Below are 19878 nucleotides of genomic sequence, written 5' to 3'. Positions count from 1 at the left end.
TTTCTCCATTTATTATTGTAGAGCAAAGAAACGATCCCTTTGAACCATGAGCTGGTCAATGCGGGCATCATATCTTGCTTGCTTCAAGCTTCCTAGCTCAGCGATTTGGCTAGCTTGGGTGTAATACTGAATGGCTTTGTTCCAATTTGCTTTTAGCGCGAGGATTTCAGCGCGTGCGGCTAAGTCTTCGTCACTGACACCTAGGTGAATATTGGCTTCAGACAGTAAGTGCCAGCCATTCACATCTTTTGGATTATCATGGGTGTAACGCTGTAGTACTTTTATCGCTTCTTCGTTTTTATCTTGCTCCATCAAAACGTTAGCGTAGTTGATCGTCAGTACCGCATTGTTAGGTGCCGATTTTAAAGAGCGCTTAAGCATTTGTTCTGCTTTCTCGGGTTGTTTCATTGCGATATAGAGGTCAGACATCGCATCCAGATAAAAACGGTTATAAGCATCAAGCTTTAATAGGCTTTGTAAAATGGTGTGCGCTTCTTCAAGTTGATTAGTGTCTAAGTAAACTAAAGCTTTACCATATTGAAGAGAAGGCTTGATATTCTCTGGTGCTCTTTTCTCTTTACGATTCATCCAATCGAGGGCGGCTTTACCTTCGATACCCGTATAGCGAGCCACCACTCTAGCGCGGGCAAGGTGGTAATTTAACGAAGGGTCGACTCGACGAGCAGGGTAGTTTTGCGCGCGGGCACGGCTGTCGGTAATACGATCTTCAGGTAGCGGGTGAGTCAGCAGCATTGGTGGTGGCTTACTCGCATAGCGGAATTCATCGGCTAGGCGGCCAAAAAATCGTGGCATGGCATTTACATCAAAGCCCGCTTTCGCCATGGTGCTGATGCCAAATCGGTCAGCCTCTTTTTCGTTGCTGCGAGTATAGTTGATTTGACCCTGCATATTACCCGCAGTGGTTGCAGTAATTGCCGCCATACCGGCTTGCGGTGATGCGATCGCTAATAATAAAGAACCCGCTAAAGCGGCCAATGTTGCTGGGGAACGTCTTGCTTGCTCTTCCATACTTCGCGCTAAGTGGCGTTGGGTTACATGAGCAATTTCGTGTGCGACAACAGAAGCCAGTTCACTTTCACTTTGAGCGTAAAGAAACAGGCCGGAATGAAGCGCGACATAACCACCGAAAAACGCAAATGCGTTGATATTACGGTCGCGAATCATGAAGAAGGTAAACGGCGTTTTCACATCTGACGCATTGGCGACAAGGCGGTGGCCTAAGCTATCAATATATTCATTCAGTACCGGGTCATTAATGATTGGCGAACTGCTACGAAGCATACGCATATAGGCATCGCCGTATTGCAGCTCTTGAGCGATAGTCAAAGTGCCGCTAGCCGCCGTGCCGATATCGGGAAGGTTTAAATTGTCTGCTAGAGTTGGAGCCGGAGTGCTTAAAGCGGTGGCGAGACAAAGACAAACGAGTGAGCGCGTATGTTTAAACATATTGGACAGGTAATACTCCGTTGATTTTTTCATCCTTGCTAAGCTTATATTAGCAAGACGGGTATACGCTTGGACACCATATCGTAGAGATGGTTTCCAATTCGTTAAGTGATTCATTCAGTGAATGCAAAAACAACCATTCACTAATAGGTAACAGTCGTGAGCTTGCCGCCATTATTTGCACTGACGCCTGCAAAAAAACACTATACAATACCTACCTGTAATAATAAGCATCGAGCGAAAGAATGGAACCGAATATTTTGGATTTACGCCAAGAACGTTGCCCTATGGCACTGTTACTTGCTAAGCGTCACACAAAAAATTTGGTTGCTGGAGAGCAAACTCTACTGCTGGTTTCTGATACCAGTTCTTTCGCAGATATTACTCAGTATCTTCAAAAACACTTATTTGAACTAATCTGTGAAGAGAAGGATGGTTATTATCGAATGCAAGTCAGTCGAGCTACAAAACCAAAGGAAGTATGTTGAATGTTTGAAATGGTAAGTCGCTGGTATAAGCGACGTTTTTCTGATCCACACGCCGTAAGTCTTGTTGCGATTCTTCTTTTCGGCTTTATAACCATCTACTTCTTCGGCAATTTGATTGCACCGCTGCTGGTGGCAATCGTACTTGCTTATTTGCTTGAATGGCCTGTGGTGCAGCTTTCTCGCTTAGGCATTCCAAGAACCTTATCGGTTATCTTTGTTATTCTCGGCTTTAGTAGCCTGATGTTGGTCGCCATTTTTGGTTTGGTGCCGACAATTTGGGAGCAGGTCGGTAACTTAATTAATGATATTCCGACCATGTACGGCGGGCTACAAGCCTTTATCGCCGAATTACCGCACCGTTACCCAGAGCTCGAGAATTTCCAGATTGTAGAGTCGTTAGTCACCAACGCCAAAAACCAAGTGATAGTGATGGGCGAGACGGTAGTGAAAGGCTCACTTGCTTCACTAGTTAGCTTGGCAACCTTAGCGGTCTATTTGATTTTGGTTCCACTGTTAGTCTTTTTCTTACTTAAAGATAAAGATGAAATGATGGATATGACCAGTGGTGTTTTACCACGTAACCGTCGTTTGGCCACCAAAGTATGGGATGAGATGAACGAGCAAATCTCTAACTACATTCGCGGTAAGGTGATGGAGATCCTTATTGTCGGTGGCGTTAGTTATGTTACCTTTGCCATCCTTGACCTTCGCTACTCAGTACTACTGGCTGTTGCAGTCGGATTCTCTGTATTGATCCCTTATATTGGTGCTGCGGCGGTAACTGTGCCTGTGGCCATTGTTGGTCTGTTCCAATGGGGCTTAACGCCACAGTTTTATTGGCTGCTGATTGCTTATGGCATCATTCAGGCTCTTGATGGTAACGTTCTGGTTCCCGTTTTATTCTCAGAAGCGGTAAACCTCCACCCTGTGGCAATTATTGTTGCGGTCCTAGTATTCGGCGGTCTATGGGGATTCTGGGGCGTTTTCTTCGCAATCCCGCTGGCGACTTTGGTGAAAGCTGTCTGGAATGCTTTGCCAAGCCATGATGATGAAGTACCGACATAGATAGTCTCGGCAGATGCAAACGATTACATATAAAGCCCTAAAGTTTTCACTTTGGGGCTTTTTATTTGTGCTCTAGTTGGCATTTTTATCAGTAATAGAATTTACTTAAGCAGTGAATTGTAAGAAATTTCTTAAGTAAACGTTATCTGGGACGATAACTATACTAATTACAATAACAAAAAGCTTGCTGACTAATTGAGGGAAAATATGAAATTTAGCCAAAAAATCGTTGCGGCTTCATCAGCGCTATTGCTGGTAACTGTAACCCTGTTGTCGATTCAACAGCTAAGCACGGTAAAGCAGGAAGTCGAGGCACTCGTCGATACTAGTCTCACAGAGATGGTAAAAGGGGTGAAAAATACAGTGGTGTCAGAGATGGAGAGTAAAAAATCTCTGGCTCAATCTACGACAGAGGTTCTTGAACTTGACCCTCAAAACCGCCAACTTGTGAAACAGATTCTCGAAAAACCAGAATTGAAGGGAAGTTTCCTTGCGGTAGGATTTGGCTACGAAGCGGATGGTTTCGTAGTAGAAAATGATGATGGTTGGGAAGCAGGGCCTGACTATGATCCTCGTGTACGCCCTTGGTTTAAAGATGCAAAAGCGCAGGGTAAGCTAGTCGTTACTGACCCGTATGTTGATGTCTCTTCCAAGAAGGTGATCATTTCTATTGGTACGCCAGTGAAAGAGAATGGTCAGTTTATGGCTGGCATGTTCTACGACATGGAATTAGGTGGTTTGGCTGACCTTGTCAACAGCGTGAACCTCCTTGATGCTGGTTACCTATTCATTGTTACCGCAGATGGTACGACTATTGCTCACCCACAAGCGGAAAATAATGGTGAGAACCTAACCAAATATTTGCCGCAAGCAAAAGTTCAGGAAGGCAACCAGAAGTTTGAGCAAGATGGTCAACGCTTACTTGTTCACTTTACTAAAGTCCCTTCAGAGAACTGGTACATTGGTGCTGTGGTTGACGAAGACATCGCTTTTGCTGCTGTAGACGACATGCGTAACAGCTCAATCCTTTACGTCGTGATTGGCGTGATATTAAGTGTGGTTGTCTTAAGCTTCTTAATCAAAGCACTGATGAAGCCACTTGCGACGCTAAACGATGCTATTCAGGATGTCGCATCAGGCCAAGGTGATCTAACTAAGCGTTTGGATACCAATACTGATCAAGAGTTCGCCCAGTTAGCGGAAGGATTTAACACCTTTACTGAAACTTTGCAGAAACAGATTCAACAATCGAAAGCGATTGGTGCAGAAATCTTACGTGGCACTGAGATGACCGTCGTCGGCGCGCAGCACTCTGCTGGGGCAATGCGTAGTCAGCTTGAAGAGCTAGAGCAGTTAGCGACCGCGATGAACGAGATGGCGGTAACGGCAACCGAAGTGGCAAACAACGCACAAGGTGCGGCTGCTGCGGCCAAAGAAGCGGATGATGCCACGCAAGACGGTTCATCGGTAGTGAGTGATACGACTAACTCGATAGATATGCTCTCCTCTCGTATTGACCAAGCTGTGGAAGAGGTTCAAGGCCTTGAATCGGCAACTGCAAACATTGAGACCATCTTGAAAGTGATTAATGACATTGCTGACCAGACCAACCTATTGGCACTGAATGCGGCAATTGAGGCAGCTCGTGCTGGTGAGTCTGGACGCGGATTTGCGGTAGTAGCAGATGAAGTTCGCACCCTAGCGCAGCGCACTCAAGAATCAACGACAGAAATTCGTAGCATGATCGAACAGCTCCAAGCAGGTGCGAGTTCGGTATCTGCCGCGATGAATGAAAGTAAAAACACGGCAGTGGATGCGGTAGATAAAGCGCAAGCGGCCGATGGTGCATTGCAGCGCATTCGTGAAGCGATTCAACGTATCAGTGATATGAACATGCAGATCGCATCTGCAGCTGAAGAGCAGAGCTTAGTTGCTGAAGAGATCAACAGCAATACGGTGAAGATTAAAGATCTGTCTACTCAAGTCGCGGACTCAGCAGAAGAAGCGAACATGGCAATGCAGGTTCAAACAGAAAATGTTCGTGAGCAAGACGCCATCCTAAACAAGTTTATTGTCTAGCGAGTCTAATGCTCCCAAGAAGCAAAAACGCCAGCGATGCTGGCGTTTTTTATATCAAGTAATTTACTTGTTTTCGTTCAAGTAATCTAACACCACTTCATGGTGTGTCTTTGTCTTGAACTTATTGAAGACATGCTCAATGACGCCTTCTTCGTTGATCAGGAAGCTAATACGGTGCAAGCCATCGTAAACCTTACCCATAAACTTCTTCTCACCCCATACGCCAAACTGGTCGGCAACTGCATGGTCTTCATCAGAAAGAAGCGTGAAGTTAAGTTCATCGCGTTCAATAAACTTTCCTAAACGTTTTACAGGGTCGATGCTAACACCTAAAACCACAACGTTGTGAGCATCAAGCTCAGCTTTAACATCGCGTAGGCCTTGTGCTTGAACAGTACATCCCGGAGTCATGGCTTTAGGATAAAAGTAAAACAGTACTTTTTTACCTTTGAAATCACCGAGAGAGACGGTTTCGCCATTTTGGTCAAGTAAAGAGAAGGCTGGCGCTGGTGCACCGGCTGTGAGCGTGTTCATGAAGAATCCTTTTTATTGGCTGTTTTTTAAGAAATTTAGTGAGCCTTGTACGCTTAAGTCTTGACAAAGAGTATCGAAGTCTTCTTGCAGCTGCATCAGATTGCAACCAGAGTCTACTGACGCAGTAATCGCGATATGGAACTGATCGTTATCTGAGTTGATTTTTTCTTTATCAATGGTTTGCGCACTGAGTGACGAAAGCCCAATGTTCTTCGCAGCGAAAAAATTGGTGAATTTTTCTGTCAGTCCTGGCCTGTCATCTGACTCGACAAACACTTCTAAGGTGTAGGTATTATCAAGATGAGCGTGAGTAGAAGTACGCTTCATAATGGTGATCAGATCATGCTCTTGACCAAGCAGTGGTAAAGTGGTTTCAACGCGAGTCACTGCTGCGTTGTTGCCGGTGAGCAGCATGATAAGGGTAAATTCATTGCCAAATAGGGCGATACGACTGTCAACAATATTGCATCCAGACTGAGTGACCAGGTGTACAACTTGATTGCATACGCCTGGGCGATCTGTTCCTACCGCAGTAATCACCAGATGTTGAGTCATAGAGTCACTTCTATCAAAGTTAGGTTTATTAATCAGATAGCTTAGCACAGTTGCTTGGCAGAAAAATGGCCTCTGTGCGCTTTTCTATCTAGCTTTGAACGTATTTTAGTCTAACTCGTCGCACTCGGTTAATTCCTAACTTGATACTGACACGGGCTGAAATGAAAGGAGTAAGTTGCCAAAGTTCTAACATCTGATAAATATTCATTCATTTAGGTGATTTAAGCGGCTTTAAGTGCTTGTCTTCATCAATCGCCTTACAGTACCATGCGATTAGTATCTAAATTAGGGAGAAAGACATGTTTTCAGGAAGTATAGTAGCGTTAATTACACCGTTTAATCATGATGGCGAAGTAGACTACGTGAGCCTGAAGAAACTGGTGGAGTACCATGTAGCAGCAGGCAGTGATGGCATCGTTGCAGTGGGCACCACAGGTGAATCGGCGACGCTGACGATTGAAGAGCATGTCAAGGTGGTAATGAAGACGGTTGAGTTTGCAGAGGGCCGTATTCCTGTTATTGCAGGAACAGGGGCAAATGCAACTCATGAATCGGTGACGTTCAGCCGCCTATTAAACAACTCTGGTATCGCAGGTTGTTTGAGCGTGACTCCTTACTACAACAAACCAACTCAAGAAGGTTTGTTCCAGCATTACAAAGCGATCGCAGAAGAGAGCGATGTACCACAAATTTTGTACAACGTACCCGGTCGAACTGCGGTAGACTTGCTGCCAGAAACAGTAGCTCGCCTTGCAGAGATTGAAAGCATTGTTGCACTTAAGGATGCGACAGGTGATTTAAGCAGAATTGCAATTCATCGTGAACTTTGTGGCGAAGATTTTATCTTACTAAGTGGCGACGATTCTTCAGGCCTAGATTTTGTTAAGCAAGGTGGTAATGGCGTTATTTCTGTTACCAACAATATTGCCGCTGAAGATATGGCGAAAATGTTCAGACTTGCAAGTGAAGGTAAGTATGAAGAGGCAGCAATCATCAACCAGCGTTTGATGCCTCTGCATAAAAATCTGTTCGTTGAATCAAGCCCAATCCCAGTGAAATGGGCTGCGCACAAATTAGGCCTAATTGATCACGGTGGTCTGCGTTTACCGCTGACAGAGCTATCTGAAAATGCTCGCCCAATTGTGGCTCAAGCAATGACGGAAGCTTGCATTTACTAAATTTAAAGATGGATTGTCGGAGTGAAACCACTCCGGCATGTACGTATCAGGAGTTTCAATGAAATTGTCTCACCAGCTAGTCGTCAGTTCACTAGCTGTTTTTGTTTTAAGTGCTTGCTCAGGCAGTGCAGCGCAGCGTCGTCAGGCGAAGGATGACTTCGAATATTTGAACACGCCACCTTTAAAAGAGTGGCAGCTAGCCGAGGGCGCGACGCCTCAGTTCTACACCAACTACGATATTCCTCAAGGTAATTTTACTGGGGGAATCGGTAAAGAGGTGGATATTCGTTCTCCTCAGCAAATTCTTGAGCTTATTCCTGGTGCGCGTGCTGAACGTAAACAAGGTGAAACAACGCTTTGGTTACTTCGTGAAGATGAACTGAATAAAGTTTGGCAAACTGCACTGAAGATGCTTCAAGAGCAGGGAATCACGATTCGTGAACAGACTGAAACTCGCCTAGAAACGGATTGGGTGACATGGACAGAAGAAGACGAAGAGGTTGAAGTAGGTTCACGTTATGCCATCGAACGTATCTTGGTTGGCGGTCGTCATGGCTTCAAGATCTCTCTTATCGATTGGCGTGAAAGTGGTAAACAGGTACCTGTTACCGCGACTAACAAAGAGCGTTATAACGCGTTGATGACTAATTTAGTGACTGCACGTTATGACCAAGACCTTCGCGAAGAAGCGGCGCGTAAAGCGCAAGAGTTGGTGAAGCAGATCCCTATATCTATGGGCTCTGACCGCAGTGGCTTCCCAGTTATTATTGCTCGTACACCATACAATGTACTTTGGTTACGTCTGCCAACGCTACTTCCAGAGATGGGCTTTACTATTGAAGAGCGCAATCAGTCTCAAGGCACAGTGAAAGCGAAGTACGCGACACCTGATGACGAGTTTTGGACTAAAATTGGCGTGAAACCAATGGAGCTAGCGTCAGGAACTTATACTTTCTTACTTGGTGACCTCGGCAACCGTACTTCAATTAACGTCACTGACTCGGCGGGTAAACCGGTAGAAGAAGCTTTACTAGAAGATATGGTCCCTGTTATTGCAGCAGTTGCTGAACAAACAGAACAGTAAAGCGCTGATAGAACCCACAAAAAAAGCTGACACGATGTCAGCTTTTTTTATACCTATCCACCAGAAGGTGGAAAAGGTTAATTACAGTACCATAGCGGCAATCCAGCCAAATACAATCAATGGAATGTTGTAGTGGATAAAAGTCGGTACTACCGTTTCCCAAATGTGCTCGTGTTGACCATCTGCGTTTAGACCTGACGTCGGACCTAACGTTGAATCTGAAGCCGGAGAGCCTGCATCACCAAGTGCTGCTGCTGTACCAACTAACGCGATGGTTGCCATTGGTGAGAAACCAAACGCTGCCGCTAGAGGCACATAGATGGTTGCAAGGATTGGAATGGTCGAAAATGAAGAACCAATACCCATAGTTACCAGTAGACCAACAACCAGCATTAGCAGAGCCGCTAACGGTTTGTTGTCACCAATGCTTGTCGATAATGCTTCAACTAGCGACTCAACGCCACCCGTTTGCTTCATTACCGCGGCAAAACCCGCTGCTGCGATCATAATAAAGCCAATCATCGCCATCATGTGGACACCTTTAGTGAAGACGTCGTGCGTCTCTTTCCACGCAATAACGCCACCAAACGTAAATACCATAAAGCCTGCTAAGCCACCGATGATCATCGAGCCAGTAGAAAGCTGTACGCTCAATGCGGCGACAATACCTGCTGCTGCAACAAGAATGTTCTTCTTGTTGATTGATTTAGGGTTCTCTTCTACATGAGTCAGTTCAGTTTCTTGGTACTGACGAGGTTTACGGTAGCTAAAGAAAATCGCCGTAAGCAGGCCAAAAATCATCCCAGCCGCAGGAAGTAGCATCGCAACGGGTACTTGGCTAGCCACTACGTTGTCTAAACCGTTTTCGTGTAGGTTCTTAAGCAGAATGTTGTTGAGGAAAATACCACCGAAGCCAATTGGTAGAACCATATAAGGTGTCACCAAACCGAACGTGAGTACACAGGCAATCATGCGTCGGTCTAGGTTAAGCTTGGCAAAAACGCCCAATAGTGGCGGAATGAGAATCGGGATAAAAGCAATATGGACAGGAATAACGTTTTGCGACGACATAGTTACGAGCACTAGAGCGACCAGCACTGCGTATTTTAGACCAGTTGAAGCCGACGCATTCTCTTTGCCGTGGATACGTTTGATAACGCTATTTGCTAAAAGGTCGGTAATTCCAGAGCGAGAGATAGCAACAGCGAAAGTACCAAGCATGGCGTAGCTAAGTGCGATGGTAGCACCTCCTCCAAGTCCGCTTTCGAAGGCAGCAACTGCTTGATTAAGTTCCATGCCAGAAACCAAACCACCTACAATAGCGCTAAATGTCAGTGCAACGACGACATTGACGCGCATCAGTGCTAAGGCAAGCATGACACATACAGAAATGACAACAGGGTTCATAATTTACTCGTGTGTTGTGTTTACATTTATTCTTTTATTTCTTCTTCAGTAGCATCAATCAACGGCCAACCACCGAGGGCTTTCCATTTGTTGACGATACCGCAGAAGAGCTCTGCCGTTTTTTGGGTATCGTATAGAGCAGAGTGGGCTTCTTTATTGTCAAACTCCATCCCTGCGGTCTTACATGCTTTAGCTAGTACTGTTTGACCATAAGCCAAACCACTTAACGTTGCAGTATCAAACGTTGCGAAGGGATGAAAAGGGACGCGTTTAAGTTTGCTACGCTCGCTCGCTTCCATCACGAAGCTGTGATCGAAATTTGCATTGTGAGCAACCATGATTGCACGGCTGCAATCTGCGGCTTTTTGCTCTTTGCGTACCAACTTATAAATTTCTTTAAGGGCTTCAGATTCTGTCACTGCACCACGAAGTGGGCTAAACGGGTCACGAATACCGTTAAATTCAAGGGCTTCTTTTTCTAAGTTAGCGCCTTCAAATGGCTCGACATGAAAGTGGATAGTAGAAGCAGGGACAAGATCGCCGTTTTCGTCCATCTTTAAGGTAACGGCACAGATTTCGAGTAGCGCATCGGTCTTTGCGTTGAACCCGGCAGTTTCTACGTCAATAACGACTGGAAAATAGCCGCGAAATCGTTTTTTTAGCGTCAATGCTTCGTTTTCAATAGTCATGTGTGCTTAAAATAATGTGACAGGGCAGGCATTATTGCAGATTCTTTAAGCGAGAAAAACCGTTAATGCTGATTGAAAATGAATCATTGGTAATTTGTCCTATACAAATCAGTTGGCGGGATTTTTGCATTACTGCTTGTGAAGGTAATCGGGTGGCAAAAAACGGCTGCCCAAATCGAGTTAAGAGATGAAGTATTGTATGAAGAAGTGGTTGGCTCCTAGTATTGCAATGGCAATAACAGCGTTTACTCCCAATGCCTTAGCGTTGGAGAAACACTATGTGGCTAAACCTCAGCAGTCTATGTGGCAAATGGTTGCCAATACGCCACTAGAATGCCGTCTTGTTCATCCAATTCCGAATTATGGCGATGCGGTTTTTTCATCGTATGCGAGCAAAAAAATTAATCTCGATTTTGAGCTTAAGATGAAGCGTCCAATGGGACAAACTCGTGACGTAAGTTTGATCTCTATGCCTCCGGCTTGGAGACCGGGAGATAGTGCCGATAGACTCACCACCATCCGCTTTTTCCAACAGTTTGATGGCTATGTTGGTGGCCAAACCGCTTGGAACATTTTGGGAGAGTTGGAGAAAGGTCGTTATCCAACATTTAGCTATCAAGAGTGGCGCAGTCGTGATCAACGCGTCGAAGTCGCGCTTTCTTCAGTGCTGTTCCAGCAATCATATAATGTGTTTAGTGACTGTGTTGCCAACCTGCTTCCTTACAGCTTTGAAGATATTGCCTTTACTATTCTTCACTATGATCGTACTAGTGTTGAACTCAATAAGCAGTCGCAGAAGCGATTGGCACAAATTGCCGAGTACATTAAGCATAATCAAGATATCGATCTGGTCTTGGTGTCGACCTATACTGATGCAGAAGATGGTAAAAGTGTCAGTCAAAGTCTATCTGAGCGCCGCGCTGAAGTCCTAGAAGAGTACTTTAAATCTCTTGGTTTACCGGATGACCGAATTCAGGTCCAAGGATATGGTCGTCGACGTCCAATCGATGACAATGCTTCACCAATTGGCAGAGATAAAAACCGACGCGTGGTTATTTCGCTCGGTAGAACACAAATTTAATTTCTATCGGATATGAGAAAGGCCAGATAGTATCTGGCCTTTTTTATTCCGATTGGTGTGCATATACCAGCCCAAATAAATATCTGTTCATTCTTGCTGGTGAAAATCGCTGATAGCGTCGTTATAGATTTTGAAGGTATATTTACTAGCTGCAATCTATGCCTTGCTCTAAGCGATTTTTCCTGCGCAATTATCTGTACACCTATTTATCTCGATTGGTATTAGTTCAAACGGAATTTAGCAATGAGGTTACAGTTGGTCGCGGTATCGATATCTTGTACCAACTGGGCAATCTTGGGATTGGGGTGTCTTTTCATAAACTCAATCAGAGCCTTCTTACAGCAGCCCATAGAGTCGATAAACGCGTCGCAGTCTGTATTCGGACATTGTGGTACTAGCGTCAAAACTTTCTCAGAAGCGAGTTGGAGATATTTTAGTTCATACTTTACATCACCGACGTTGCGCCAAAACATCGCCATATTGTGGCAAGAAATCACAGAAATCATCAGACGATCTTCGACATCGATCTCTTCAGTGTCTCCAATACGTTCACTTAGCGTAAGCGCTTGCTGATAATGAAGGATACCTCTTAGGTGATCTTCATCGTTCATTGCCATGTCTGCTAGTAAGGTATGTTTCTCCCACTCTTGGATGCCCATTGTTCTAATCTCCTAACCGCGAATAGGCTTGAGATTAAATGATAATTATTATCAAGTAAAGCTAAAAAAATAGGACAGTGTGATACTGTCCCATTTTCAACATCACTTGAAGTGATGATTAACCTTCTAAGCCCGCGGATGCTTGCTTGTTCTGGATGAGTTCTAACATGTAGCCATCAGGGTCTTTGACGAAAGCAATATGGGTTGTACCGCCTTTAACTGGGCCTGGTTCACGAGTTACATTACCACCCGCTGCTTTGATTGCGTCGCAAGTGGTGTAGATATCATCAACCCCAATAGCGATATGACCAAAAGCACTGCCTAAGTCATACTCTTCTGTACCCCAGTTATACGTTAGCTCAATGACGGCACCTTGAGACTCATCGCCATAACCAAGAAAAGCCAGAGTATATTCATACTCTTTATTTTCGTTGGTACGAAGTAGCTGCATGCCCATTACATCAGTATAAAATTGAATTGATTTGTCTAGATCACCTACGCGAAGCATGGTGTGCAGGATACGTCCATTTGACATTGTCGTGCTCTCCTAATTTTCTGGATAAACTTTTTCTTTGTATTCGCAAAGGTCTTCAATGATGCAGCTACCACAGCGCGGTTTACGCGCAACACACGTATAGCGACCATGTAGGATTAGCCAATGGTGTACATCTAACTTAAACTCTTTAGGTACGACCTTAAGCAGTTTCTCTTCTACTTGGTCGACATTCTTACCCATTGCAAACTTAGTACGATTTGAAACGCGGTAGATATGCGTGTCCACAGCGATAGTTGGCCAGCCAAAAGCGGTATTTAGCACCACGTTTGCGGTTTTACGACCAACGCCGGGTAATGCTTCGAGAGCCTCACGGTTCTCAGGGACTTCGCCATTGTGCTGTTCGAGTATGATCTTACAGGTCTTAATGACGTTCTCAGCTTTTGAGTTAAATAGACCGATGGTTTTAATATACTCTTTGACACCATCAACCCCTAAGTCAAATAGACCTTGTGGGGTGTTAGCGACAGGATAGAGCTTGTCCGTCGCTTTGTTCACACTTACGTCAGTGGCTTGAGCTGAGAGAAGTACCGCAATCAGTAATTCGAAAGGTGTACTCCAATTTAATTCGGTTTGAGGGTTAGGGTTATTTTCCCTCAGTCGCTCCAGTATTAATCGTCGTTTATCTTTGTTCATTTGAGGCTGCTTTCCAGTGCTCCGTTTGATGCGATACGCTCAAACTGTTGTTATTGATTGGTCACCCGAGCTCGCTCAATGGCTTGTTTTTGTTTTTTCGGCTGGCGAGCTTCTAATTGTTTATCTATGACATTTTTCGCGGCAATGAGCAATCCGACGCCGATGAAAGCACCTGGTGGAAGCAGGGCGAGCAGGAAGCTGTTGTCGAACTGAAACACCTCGATTCGTAACGAGGTTGCCCATTCACCGAGTAATAGGTCTGCACCGTCAAATAGCGTTCCGTTACCAATAACTTCACGCATTGCCCCTAAGACGACCAGTACGCTGGTCATTCCGAGCCCCATCCAAAAGCCGTCTTGTGCTGCAGGAAGTAGGTCGTTCTTAGACGCAAAGGCTTCGGCGCGACCAATGATGATACAGTTAGTTACGATCAAAGGAATAAAGATACCTAGAGAAAGGTACAGGCCGTACGCGTAGGCATTCATCAACAATTGAACGCAGGTTACCAGTGCGGCGATGATCATTACGAATACAGGGATACGTACTTCTTTCGGTACATAGTCACGCACCAATGAAACGGTCACATTTGAACCGACCAGAACGAGTAGGGTAGCAATTCCCAACCCAAGCGCATTGGTCACGGTCGATGAAACAGCAAGTAATGGACACAAGCCTAGTAATTGAACTAGAGCAGGGTTGTTGTCCCACATGCCGTTCTTAATTAAGGTCTTATGCTCACTCATGGTTGCCTCCACAGTTTAGTGGTTGTGCCAATATTTGTTCACGATGGGTATTAACGTACTCAACAGTATTTTTTACCGCTTTCACCACAGCGCGAGGAGTAATTGTCGCCCCTGTGAATTGATCAAACTGACCACCATCTTTACGTACTTTCCAGTCGGATTGATTATCTTCGCTGACCGTTTTACCTGCAAAACCGAGGATCCAGTCGGTGATACGTAAATCTATTTTATCACCCAACCCTGGTGTTTCTTGATGGCTTAAGACCCGCGTTCCGGTAATGGTTCCATCTTGTTGGATACCGACAATAATCTTGATAGCGCCATTATAGCCGTCTGGTGCAATGGCTTCGATGGCTAAAGCCGATGGTTCATTATTGATGGTTGCCATATAGACGGGCATCGGTGAGTCGGTGCCAAGTGCTGGGTCACTGACTAAGGTACAAGCTTGATAAAGATCGTTATCGTGCATTTGGTGAGGAATCACTTGATTGAGCACCGAAAGCAGCTGCTTTTGTTCCTGCAGCTGAATCTGATCTTTAGTTAAATAGTTGGTCAGCGCCACTACACCGGTCGAAGCACAGGCAAACACCGCTAGAACCACACCATTTTTTCTAATCGCATTTAACATGATGAAACCTTAGTGACCGTATGTTCTTGGTTTGGTGTAGTAATCGATAAGAGGTACACACATATTACCCAGCAATACCGCAAAGGCCACACCATCAGGGAAGCCACCCCAACTGCGGATGATAAATACCATAGCACCGATAAATGCGCCAAACACCAATCGCCCTTTAACTGTCGTTGAAGCCGAGACTGGATCAGTGGCAATAAAGAAGGCACCCAGCATGGTTGCACCAGATAGAAGGTGAATAAGCGGTGACGCCGTCGTTCCCGGAGTCAAAATCATGAACAGGCTGCTGATTAGCGTCAGGCTCAACAAAAAGCTCACCGGAATATGCCAATTGATCACTCGTACTTTGATCAGAATGAGACCACCAACAAGATAAGCAAGGTTGACCCACTCCCAGCCGATACCCGCTAGGCTACCAAATTGTGGTTGGGTTAAGGCTTCACTGGCCGTGTTGCCCGTGGTCAACGCAGTCTTAAAGGCATCCAAAGGTGTTGCCATGGTGACGCCATCAATGCCGGTGCGGATTTGTTGAAGAGAGAGCCCTTCTAGGTTAAATCCGGTAAAGATAAGCGAAAAAGCATCTCCACTCGAAATCGCCGTTGCTTGCAGTTCATTGGGAGAGATCCAGCTTGTCATCTGTACTGGGAAAGAGATCAGCAGTACCACATAAGCGACCATCGCTGGGTTAAATAGGTTTTGACCAATACCACCATAGAGGTGCTTGGCAATTACAATGGCGAAAATAAGCCCGATAGTAATGATCCACCAAGGTGACAGCGGAGGAATCGCAATAGCAAGCAGCCAAGCCGTGACTAAGGCGCTGTTATCGCGTAGTGCTGACATCGGGTGACGTTTTCTGGCCAGCATGACCAAGGCTTCTAAACCCAGACCGATCACAATCGCAAGAATAAGCTGGATTATTGTGCCCCAGCCAAAGAAATAGGTTTGTGCTGCCAATCCTGGCAAGGCGCAAAGCGCTACCCATTTCATTAGATCAGGAGTGCTTCTGCGGCTATGCGCATGGGGTGAGCTGGCAATAAAGAAGGCCACTACTCTTTCTCCTCAAATTGTTTTTGTTGTTCTTTTTCAGCTTTGCGTGCTTTAGCGCGAGCAATAGCAGCGGCAACGGCGGCTTTCTTCGGATCTTCGTCAGTTGCTTCCGGTGCAGGCGCTTGCTCAGCAGGCTCAGATTGCTCTTGCTGCTTGGCTTTACGTGCTTTTGCTCGTGCAACTGCGGCAGCAACGGCAGCTTTCTTCGGATCTTCCTCTGCTGTTTCCGCAGTAGGTGCTTGTTCCACAGGCTCAGATTGAGCTTGCTGCTCGGCTTTACGTGCTTTAGCTCGTGCAATCGCGGCAGCAACGGCAGCTTTCTTCGGATCTTCCTCAGCTACTTCTGCAGCAGGCGCTTTCTCAGCAGGCTCAGATTGCTCTTGCTGCTTGGCTTTACGTGCTTTTGCTCGTGCGATAGCAGCGGCAACAGCGGCTTTCTTTGGATCTTCTTCAGTTGCTTCTGTTGCAGGCGCTTGCTCAGCAGGCTCAGATTGAGTTTGCTGCTCAGCTTTACGCGCTTTTGCTCGCGCAATAGCGGCAGCAACGGCGGCTTTCTTCGGATCTTCGTCAGTTGCCTCTGCAGCAGGCTCATAAGGCTCAGATTGAGTTTGTTGCTCGGCTTTACGTGCTTTCGCTCGCGCAATTGCGGCAGCAACAGCAGCTTTCTTATCTTCAGCTGGTGGCGCTTGGTCAGTTTCTTCTGTTTGCGCTTTCTTCGCTTTAGCTCGGGCTATTGCTGCAGCGACGGCGGCTTTTTTATCTGTAGCGGGTGCTTGAGCGCCGTCAGAGCCAGCTTGCTGTGCTTTTTTCGCTTTAGCTCGCGCTATCGCAGCAGCGACGGCATCTTTTTTGTCGTCTGTTGACGTGTGTTCAGATTGCTGGGCTTTCTCTGCTTTGCGCTCTCTCGCTTGACGTTTACGCTCTTCACGCAGCTTGGCCATTTCGCTGTTATCAGGTTCAGCTTGGCCGCTTTGCATCGCTTCAGCCTGTTTTGCTTTCGCTCTTGCAATTGCCGCTGCAACAGCAGGTTTAACGGCTTTCTCTTCTGTGGCAGGCTGGGCTTTTTGTGCCTTAACTCGTGCAATGGCGGCTGCAATCGCATCATCGCCACCAGAAGATTTCATCTCTTTACGGCGGTCATCTGCGGCTTTCTTGAAACGATTTTCGCGAGCGGCTTTATCTCGCTCTAGACGCGCTTTCTTCTCTTCAAAACGAATCTTCGCGCGCTCTGCCGCTTCTGCTTCTTCTTTACGAGTACGGATCTCAGCTTTTGCTTGGCGGTAGTATTGAACCAGTGGGATTTCACTCGGACAAACGAAGGCACAAGCACCACACTCGATACAATCTTTAATGTTCAGCTCTTCACATTTATCAAGCTCTTCTGCTTTGGCATGCCAAACCAGTTGCTGAGGGAGAAGAGAGGCAGGGCAGGCTTCGGCACACTGACCGCAGCGGATACACGCCATTTCATACTGATTCGGTGAAATCTCTTTGCGAGTGGGAGCCAGAATACAGTTGGACGTTTTGGTGATTGGCACCTGCGCATGAGGCAGAGTGAAGCCCATCATAGGACCGCCCATAATTAGGCGCGGTAATTTCTTATCTGCTTTGTAACTAAACTCATCCAACAGAGCCTGCACTGGCGTGCCAAGTAGCGCCCAAACGTTTCTTGGCTGTTTAAAGGTATCACCGGTTAATGTCACGATACGTTCTACAAGTGGTTCGCCATCGCAAACCGCTCGTTTGATCGCATGCAGTGAGCCGACGTTTTGCACCAATATCCCGATATCTGCAGGAATACCGCCATTTGGCACTTCTTTGTTGGTCAGGATTTTGATCAGCTGCTTCTCACCACCTGAAGGGTATTTAGTCGGGATAACACGGATGACAATGTCTTTGTGCTCGGCGGCTTGTTGTAGCGCTTTGACTGCTTCAGGTTTGTTATCTTCAATGCCAATAACCGTTAGTTTCGGCTTGAGGATATGTTCAACGATCTCTATACCCTGAATGATCTCTTCGGCATGTTCACGCATCAACATATCATCGGCAGTAATGTAGGGCTCACACTCTGCAGCGTTGATGATCAGAATCTCTGTTCTTGCCAGACCCGATTGAATTTTCTTCGCTGTTGGGAAGCCTGCACCACCCATACCAGATACACCAGCTTGGCGAATCTTTTCAATCAGCTCGTCAGGAGTGCGCTCAGTATAATTAGACCAGCCATCGCGTTCGATCCAGTTGTCAGCCATATCAGGCTTAATAACAATACAGGTTTCACTTAAACCAGAAGGGTGCGCAGTGGTTCTTGGCTCAATAGCAACCACAGTGCCTGAAGTTGGCGCATGCACAGGCAGCATAAAGCTAGTGTCGTACTTAGTCAGTGACTGACCTTTAAGTACCTGCTCGCCAACTTCAACGGTAATGGTGCCAGGCTTACCAATGTGTTGTTTGACCGGCAGGACAATTTCTTCGGCAATAGCCGCGCGCGAAAGTGCATGACTGACCGACTGAGATTTGTTTTCAACTGGGTGAACACCACCCGGGAAGGTCCACAAGGCGCCAGTTTTGATTTGTTCGATTAATGACAGCATACCAGTCCTTAACTCCCGCTGTTCTGCTTGGCCGCAGAATCGGTAATATCAACAACAGGAATGGCGTCCATCTGCCACTTCCAGCTCGCTGTAGTGGTTTCTACAGGAATCATTTCAATACAGTCTGTTGGGCAAGGAGCAACACATAAATCACACCCAGTACATTCGTCCTTAATCACGGTATGAAGTGCTTTTGTCCCACCCACAATGGCGTCTACTGGACAGGCTTGAATACACTTAGTACAGCCAATACACATATCTTCGTGGATAAATGCGACGGTTTTTACTGCGTTTTCAAGGTCGTGTGCCGAGTCGGTTGCTTCGACTCCCATTAGGTCCGCAAGCTTTTCTATTGTTGCCTGACCACCCGGAGGACATTTGTTGATTTCATCACCATTGGCGATAGCCTCAGCGTATGGTCGGCATCCGGGGTAGCCACACTGACCACATTGGGTTTGCGGTAGAATGCTGTCTATTTGATCAACAATAGGATCCGCCTCAACTTTAAAGCGAATCGAAGCGAAACCAAGGATCGCACCGAAAATAGCGGCGAGAACCGCGATGGCGATTATTGCGATTACTATTGAGCTCATTACAGTTTCACCAAACCAGTAAAGCCCATGAATGCTAGAGACATTAATCCAGCGGTAATCATCGCAATTGATGCGCCTTTGAATGGCATAGGGACGTCAGCAGCGGCAAGGCGTTCGCGCATAGAGGCAAACAACACCAGTACCAATGAAAAGCCAACCGCCGCACCGAAACCATAGATGATCGATTCGATAAAGTTATGGTTTTCGTTAATGTTAAGTAGCGCTACACCCAGAACCGCACAGTTAGTGGTGATCAGAGGAAGGAAAATACCTAATAGGCGATACAGAGTCGGGCTAGTTTTATGTACGACCATCTCCGTAAATTGAACCACAACCGCGATCACCAGAATAAAACTCATGGTGCGCAAATATTGCAGGTTGAGTGGATCTAAAATGTAATTCTCTACGAGATACGCGCACACGGATGCTAAGGTCAAAACGAACGTTGTCGCTAACCCCATTCCGATAGCGGTTTCTAGTTTTTTAGAAACACCCATAAATGGACATAAGCCCAGAAACTTCACCAGTACAAAGTTGTTGACCAGCACAGTGCCGACCAACAACAAAAGATATTCGGTCATAGTTATATAATTTAGAAATTCCGATCCCGACATTATCCTGCTTTGCTTGTTCAATAACAACCAAGGAAAGATAAGGTTTTATATTATTGAATAAAAATTATACGAGATTGTGCTAAAAAAGTTGAATAAATACGACTTAGTAAAGGAAAACTGGCATTTAGATTTTGCCTAGTGAATGTTTGGCTGAGGAGAGAGAAAAGAGCAACACGAG

Annotated in this window: 20 protein-coding genes; 6 read left to right on the top strand and 14 right to left on the bottom strand. The window is 45.9% G+C overall.

What is annotated here, in order from left to right:
* Positions 1 to 12: 12 nt before the first annotated feature.
* Positions 13 to 1467: a beta-barrel assembly-enhancing protease gene (locus tag LYZ37_RS10635; protein WP_239826466.1), complete on the bottom strand. Its 1455-nt coding sequence runs from the start codon at positions 1465 to 1467 to the stop codon at positions 13 to 15.
* A gap of 245 nt (positions 1468 to 1712) precedes the next feature.
* On the opposite strand from LYZ37_RS10635, the gene LYZ37_RS10630 reads away from it, so the two are divergent.
* From LYZ37_RS10630 to LYZ37_RS10620, 3 genes are all read left to right on the top strand, one after another.
* A complete protein-coding gene (locus tag LYZ37_RS10630; protein ID WP_272785477.1) occupies positions 1713 to 1955 on the top strand; it encodes a sulfurtransferase TusA family protein in 243 nt (80 codons plus the stop codon).
* The gene (locus LYZ37_RS10625) at positions 1956 to 3020 is read left to right on the top strand and encodes an AI-2E family transporter (protein WP_239825303.1); all 1065 of its coding nucleotides are present in this window, start codon (positions 1956 to 1958) and stop codon (positions 3018 to 3020) included.
* A gap of 207 nt (positions 3021 to 3227) precedes the next feature.
* Positions 3228 to 5099, top strand: coding sequence for a methyl-accepting chemotaxis protein (locus tag LYZ37_RS10620; protein ID WP_004747042.1), 1872 nt, complete (start codon positions 3228 to 3230; stop codon positions 5097 to 5099).
* Between the two features lie 63 nt (positions 5100 to 5162).
* Here the strand turns inward: LYZ37_RS10620 and bcp are convergent, their stop codons facing one another.
* Both bcp and LYZ37_RS10610 read right to left on the bottom strand, forming a co-directional pair.
* Positions 5163 to 5633: a thioredoxin-dependent thiol peroxidase gene (bcp, locus tag LYZ37_RS10615; protein ID WP_239825305.1), complete on the bottom strand. Its 471-nt coding sequence runs from the start codon at positions 5631 to 5633 to the stop codon at positions 5163 to 5165.
* A gap of 12 nt (positions 5634 to 5645) precedes the next feature.
* Positions 5646 to 6188, bottom strand: a complete 543-nt coding sequence (locus LYZ37_RS10610) for a glycine cleavage system protein R (RefSeq protein WP_272785476.1) — start codon at positions 6186 to 6188, stop codon at positions 5646 to 5648.
* A gap of 299 nt (positions 6189 to 6487) precedes the next feature.
* On the opposite strand from LYZ37_RS10610, the gene dapA reads away from it, so the two are divergent.
* A complete protein-coding gene (dapA, locus tag LYZ37_RS10605; RefSeq protein WP_272785475.1) occupies positions 6488 to 7366 on the top strand; it encodes a 4-hydroxy-tetrahydrodipicolinate synthase in 879 nt (292 codons plus the stop codon).
* 58 nt (positions 7367 to 7424) lie between these two features.
* Positions 7425 to 8450: an outer membrane protein assembly factor BamC gene (gene bamC / locus LYZ37_RS10600; RefSeq protein WP_272785474.1), complete on the top strand. Its 1026-nt coding sequence runs from the start codon at positions 7425 to 7427 to the stop codon at positions 8448 to 8450.
* An 81-nt stretch (positions 8451 to 8531) separates the two neighbouring features.
* On the opposite strand, the gene LYZ37_RS10595 is transcribed toward bamC, so the two are convergent.
* Positions 8532 to 9857 carry a Na+/H+ antiporter family protein gene (locus LYZ37_RS10595; protein WP_272785473.1) on the bottom strand — a complete coding sequence of 442 codons (1326 nt, stop codon included), beginning with the start codon at positions 9855 to 9857 and terminating at the stop codon, positions 8532 to 8534.
* Positions 9858 to 9883: 26 nt separating this feature from the next.
* A complete protein-coding gene (gene rnt / locus LYZ37_RS10590) occupies positions 9884 to 10546 on the bottom strand; it encodes a ribonuclease T (protein ID WP_004743387.1) in 663 nt (220 codons plus the stop codon).
* A 229-nt stretch (positions 10547 to 10775) separates the two neighbouring features.
* Here rnt and motY point away from each other — a divergent pair, with 229 nt between their 5' ends.
* Complete coding sequence (motY, locus tag LYZ37_RS10585; RefSeq protein ID WP_415668817.1) at positions 10776 to 11627, top strand: flagellar protein MotY; 852 nt, start codon at positions 10776 to 10778, stop codon at positions 11625 to 11627.
* Positions 11628 to 11848: 221 nt separating this feature from the next.
* Here the strand turns inward: motY and LYZ37_RS10580 are convergent, their stop codons facing one another.
* From LYZ37_RS10580 to rsxA, 9 genes are all read right to left on the bottom strand, one after another.
* A complete protein-coding gene (locus tag LYZ37_RS10580) occupies positions 11849 to 12286 on the bottom strand; it encodes a DUF2753 domain-containing protein (protein WP_004743385.1) in 438 nt (145 codons plus the stop codon).
* Positions 12287 to 12404: 118 nt separating this feature from the next.
* Positions 12405 to 12821 (bottom strand): lactoylglutathione lyase, encoded by a 417-nt coding sequence (gene gloA, locus LYZ37_RS10575; protein WP_272785472.1) that lies wholly within the window; start codon positions 12819 to 12821, stop codon positions 12405 to 12407.
* A 12-nt stretch (positions 12822 to 12833) separates the two neighbouring features.
* On the bottom strand, positions 12834 to 13475 hold the full coding sequence (gene nth / locus LYZ37_RS10570) for an endonuclease III (protein ID WP_004743383.1): 642 nt from the start codon (positions 13473 to 13475) through the stop codon (positions 12834 to 12836).
* Positions 13476 to 13525: 50 nt separating this feature from the next.
* Complete coding sequence (locus LYZ37_RS10565; protein ID WP_272785470.1) at positions 13526 to 14218, bottom strand: electron transport complex subunit E; 693 nt, start codon at positions 14216 to 14218, stop codon at positions 13526 to 13528.
* A complete protein-coding gene (gene rsxG / locus LYZ37_RS10560; RefSeq protein WP_272785469.1) occupies positions 14211 to 14846 on the bottom strand; it encodes an electron transport complex subunit RsxG in 636 nt (211 codons plus the stop codon). Before rsxG ends, LYZ37_RS10565 begins: the two co-directional genes overlap by 8 nt.
* A 9-nt stretch (positions 14847 to 14855) precedes the next feature.
* Entirely contained in the window at positions 14856 to 15902 is a 1047-nt protein-coding gene (rsxD, locus tag LYZ37_RS10555) for an electron transport complex subunit RsxD (protein ID WP_049843493.1), read from the bottom strand.
* The gene (gene rsxC, locus LYZ37_RS10550; RefSeq protein WP_272785468.1) at positions 15902 to 18493 is read right to left on the bottom strand and encodes an electron transport complex subunit RsxC; all 2592 of its coding nucleotides are present in this window, start codon (positions 18491 to 18493) and stop codon (positions 15902 to 15904) included. The genes rsxD and rsxC overlap by 1 nt, the downstream gene beginning before the upstream one ends.
* A gap of 8 nt (positions 18494 to 18501) precedes the next feature.
* On the bottom strand, positions 18502 to 19086 hold the full coding sequence (gene rsxB, locus LYZ37_RS10545; RefSeq protein WP_171321008.1) for an electron transport complex subunit RsxB: 585 nt from the start codon (positions 19084 to 19086) through the stop codon (positions 18502 to 18504).
* Positions 19086 to 19667 carry an electron transport complex subunit RsxA gene (gene rsxA / locus LYZ37_RS10540; protein WP_004748403.1) on the bottom strand — a complete coding sequence of 194 codons (582 nt, stop codon included), beginning with the start codon at positions 19665 to 19667 and terminating at the stop codon, positions 19086 to 19088. The genes rsxB and rsxA overlap by 1 nt, the downstream gene beginning before the upstream one ends.
* Positions 19668 to 19878: the final 211 nt, after the last annotated feature.

The organism is Vibrio tubiashii, assembly GCF_028551255.1.
Classification (GTDB): domain Bacteria; phylum Pseudomonadota; class Gammaproteobacteria; order Enterobacterales; family Vibrionaceae; genus Vibrio; species Vibrio tubiashii_B.
The sequence above is the reverse complement of the archived record's forward strand: the minus strand, read 5'-3'. Positions and strand labels throughout refer to the sequence as shown.

Bases quoted from the DNA above. Each gene is read 5' to 3' on its own strand.
- LYZ37_RS10635 (WP_239826466.1), bottom strand. From the start codon at position 1,467: ATGTTTAAACATACGCGCTCACTCGTTTGTCTTTGTCTCGCCACCGCT.
- LYZ37_RS10630 (WP_272785477.1), top strand. From the start codon at position 1,713: ATGGAACCGAATATTTTGGATTTACGCCAAGAACGTTGCCCTATGGCA.
- LYZ37_RS10625 (WP_239825303.1), top strand. From the start codon at position 1,956: ATGTTTGAAATGGTAAGTCGCTGGTATAAGCGACGTTTTTCTGATCCA.
- LYZ37_RS10620 (WP_004747042.1), top strand. From the start codon at position 3,228: ATGAAATTTAGCCAAAAAATCGTTGCGGCTTCATCAGCGCTATTGCTG.
- bcp (WP_239825305.1), bottom strand. From the start codon at position 5,633: ATGAACACGCTCACAGCCGGTGCACCAGCGCCAGCCTTCTCTTTACTT.
- LYZ37_RS10610 (WP_272785476.1), bottom strand. From the start codon at position 6,188: ATGACTCAACATCTGGTGATTACTGCGGTAGGAACAGATCGCCCAGGC.
- dapA (WP_272785475.1), top strand. From the start codon at position 6,488: ATGTTTTCAGGAAGTATAGTAGCGTTAATTACACCGTTTAATCATGAT.
- bamC (WP_272785474.1), top strand. From the start codon at position 7,425: ATGAAATTGTCTCACCAGCTAGTCGTCAGTTCACTAGCTGTTTTTGTT.
- LYZ37_RS10595 (WP_272785473.1), bottom strand. From the start codon at position 9,857: ATGAACCCTGTTGTCATTTCTGTATGTGTCATGCTTGCCTTAGCACTG.
- rnt (WP_004743387.1), bottom strand. From the start codon at position 10,546: ATGACTATTGAAAACGAAGCATTGACGCTAAAAAAACGATTTCGCGGC.
- motY (WP_415668817.1), top strand. From the start codon at position 10,776: ATGGCAATAACAGCGTTTACTCCCAATGCCTTAGCGTTGGAGAAACAC.
- LYZ37_RS10580 (WP_004743385.1), bottom strand. From the start codon at position 12,286: ATGGGCATCCAAGAGTGGGAGAAACATACCTTACTAGCAGACATGGCA.
- gloA (WP_272785472.1), bottom strand. From the start codon at position 12,821: ATGTCAAATGGACGTATCCTGCACACCATGCTTCGCGTAGGTGATCTA.
- nth (WP_004743383.1), bottom strand. From the start codon at position 13,475: ATGAACAAAGATAAACGACGATTAATACTGGAGCGACTGAGGGAAAAT.
- LYZ37_RS10565 (WP_272785470.1), bottom strand. From the start codon at position 14,218: ATGAGTGAGCATAAGACCTTAATTAAGAACGGCATGTGGGACAACAAC.
- rsxG (WP_272785469.1), bottom strand. From the start codon at position 14,846: ATGTTAAATGCGATTAGAAAAAATGGTGTGGTTCTAGCGGTGTTTGCC.
- rsxC (WP_272785468.1), bottom strand. From the start codon at position 18,493: ATGCTGTCATTAATCGAACAAATCAAAACTGGCGCCTTGTGGACCTTC.
- rsxB (WP_171321008.1), bottom strand. From the start codon at position 19,086: ATGAGCTCAATAGTAATCGCAATAATCGCCATCGCGGTTCTCGCCGCT.
- rsxA (WP_004748403.1), bottom strand. From the start codon at position 19,667: ATGACCGAATATCTTTTGTTGTTGGTCGGCACTGTGCTGGTCAACAAC.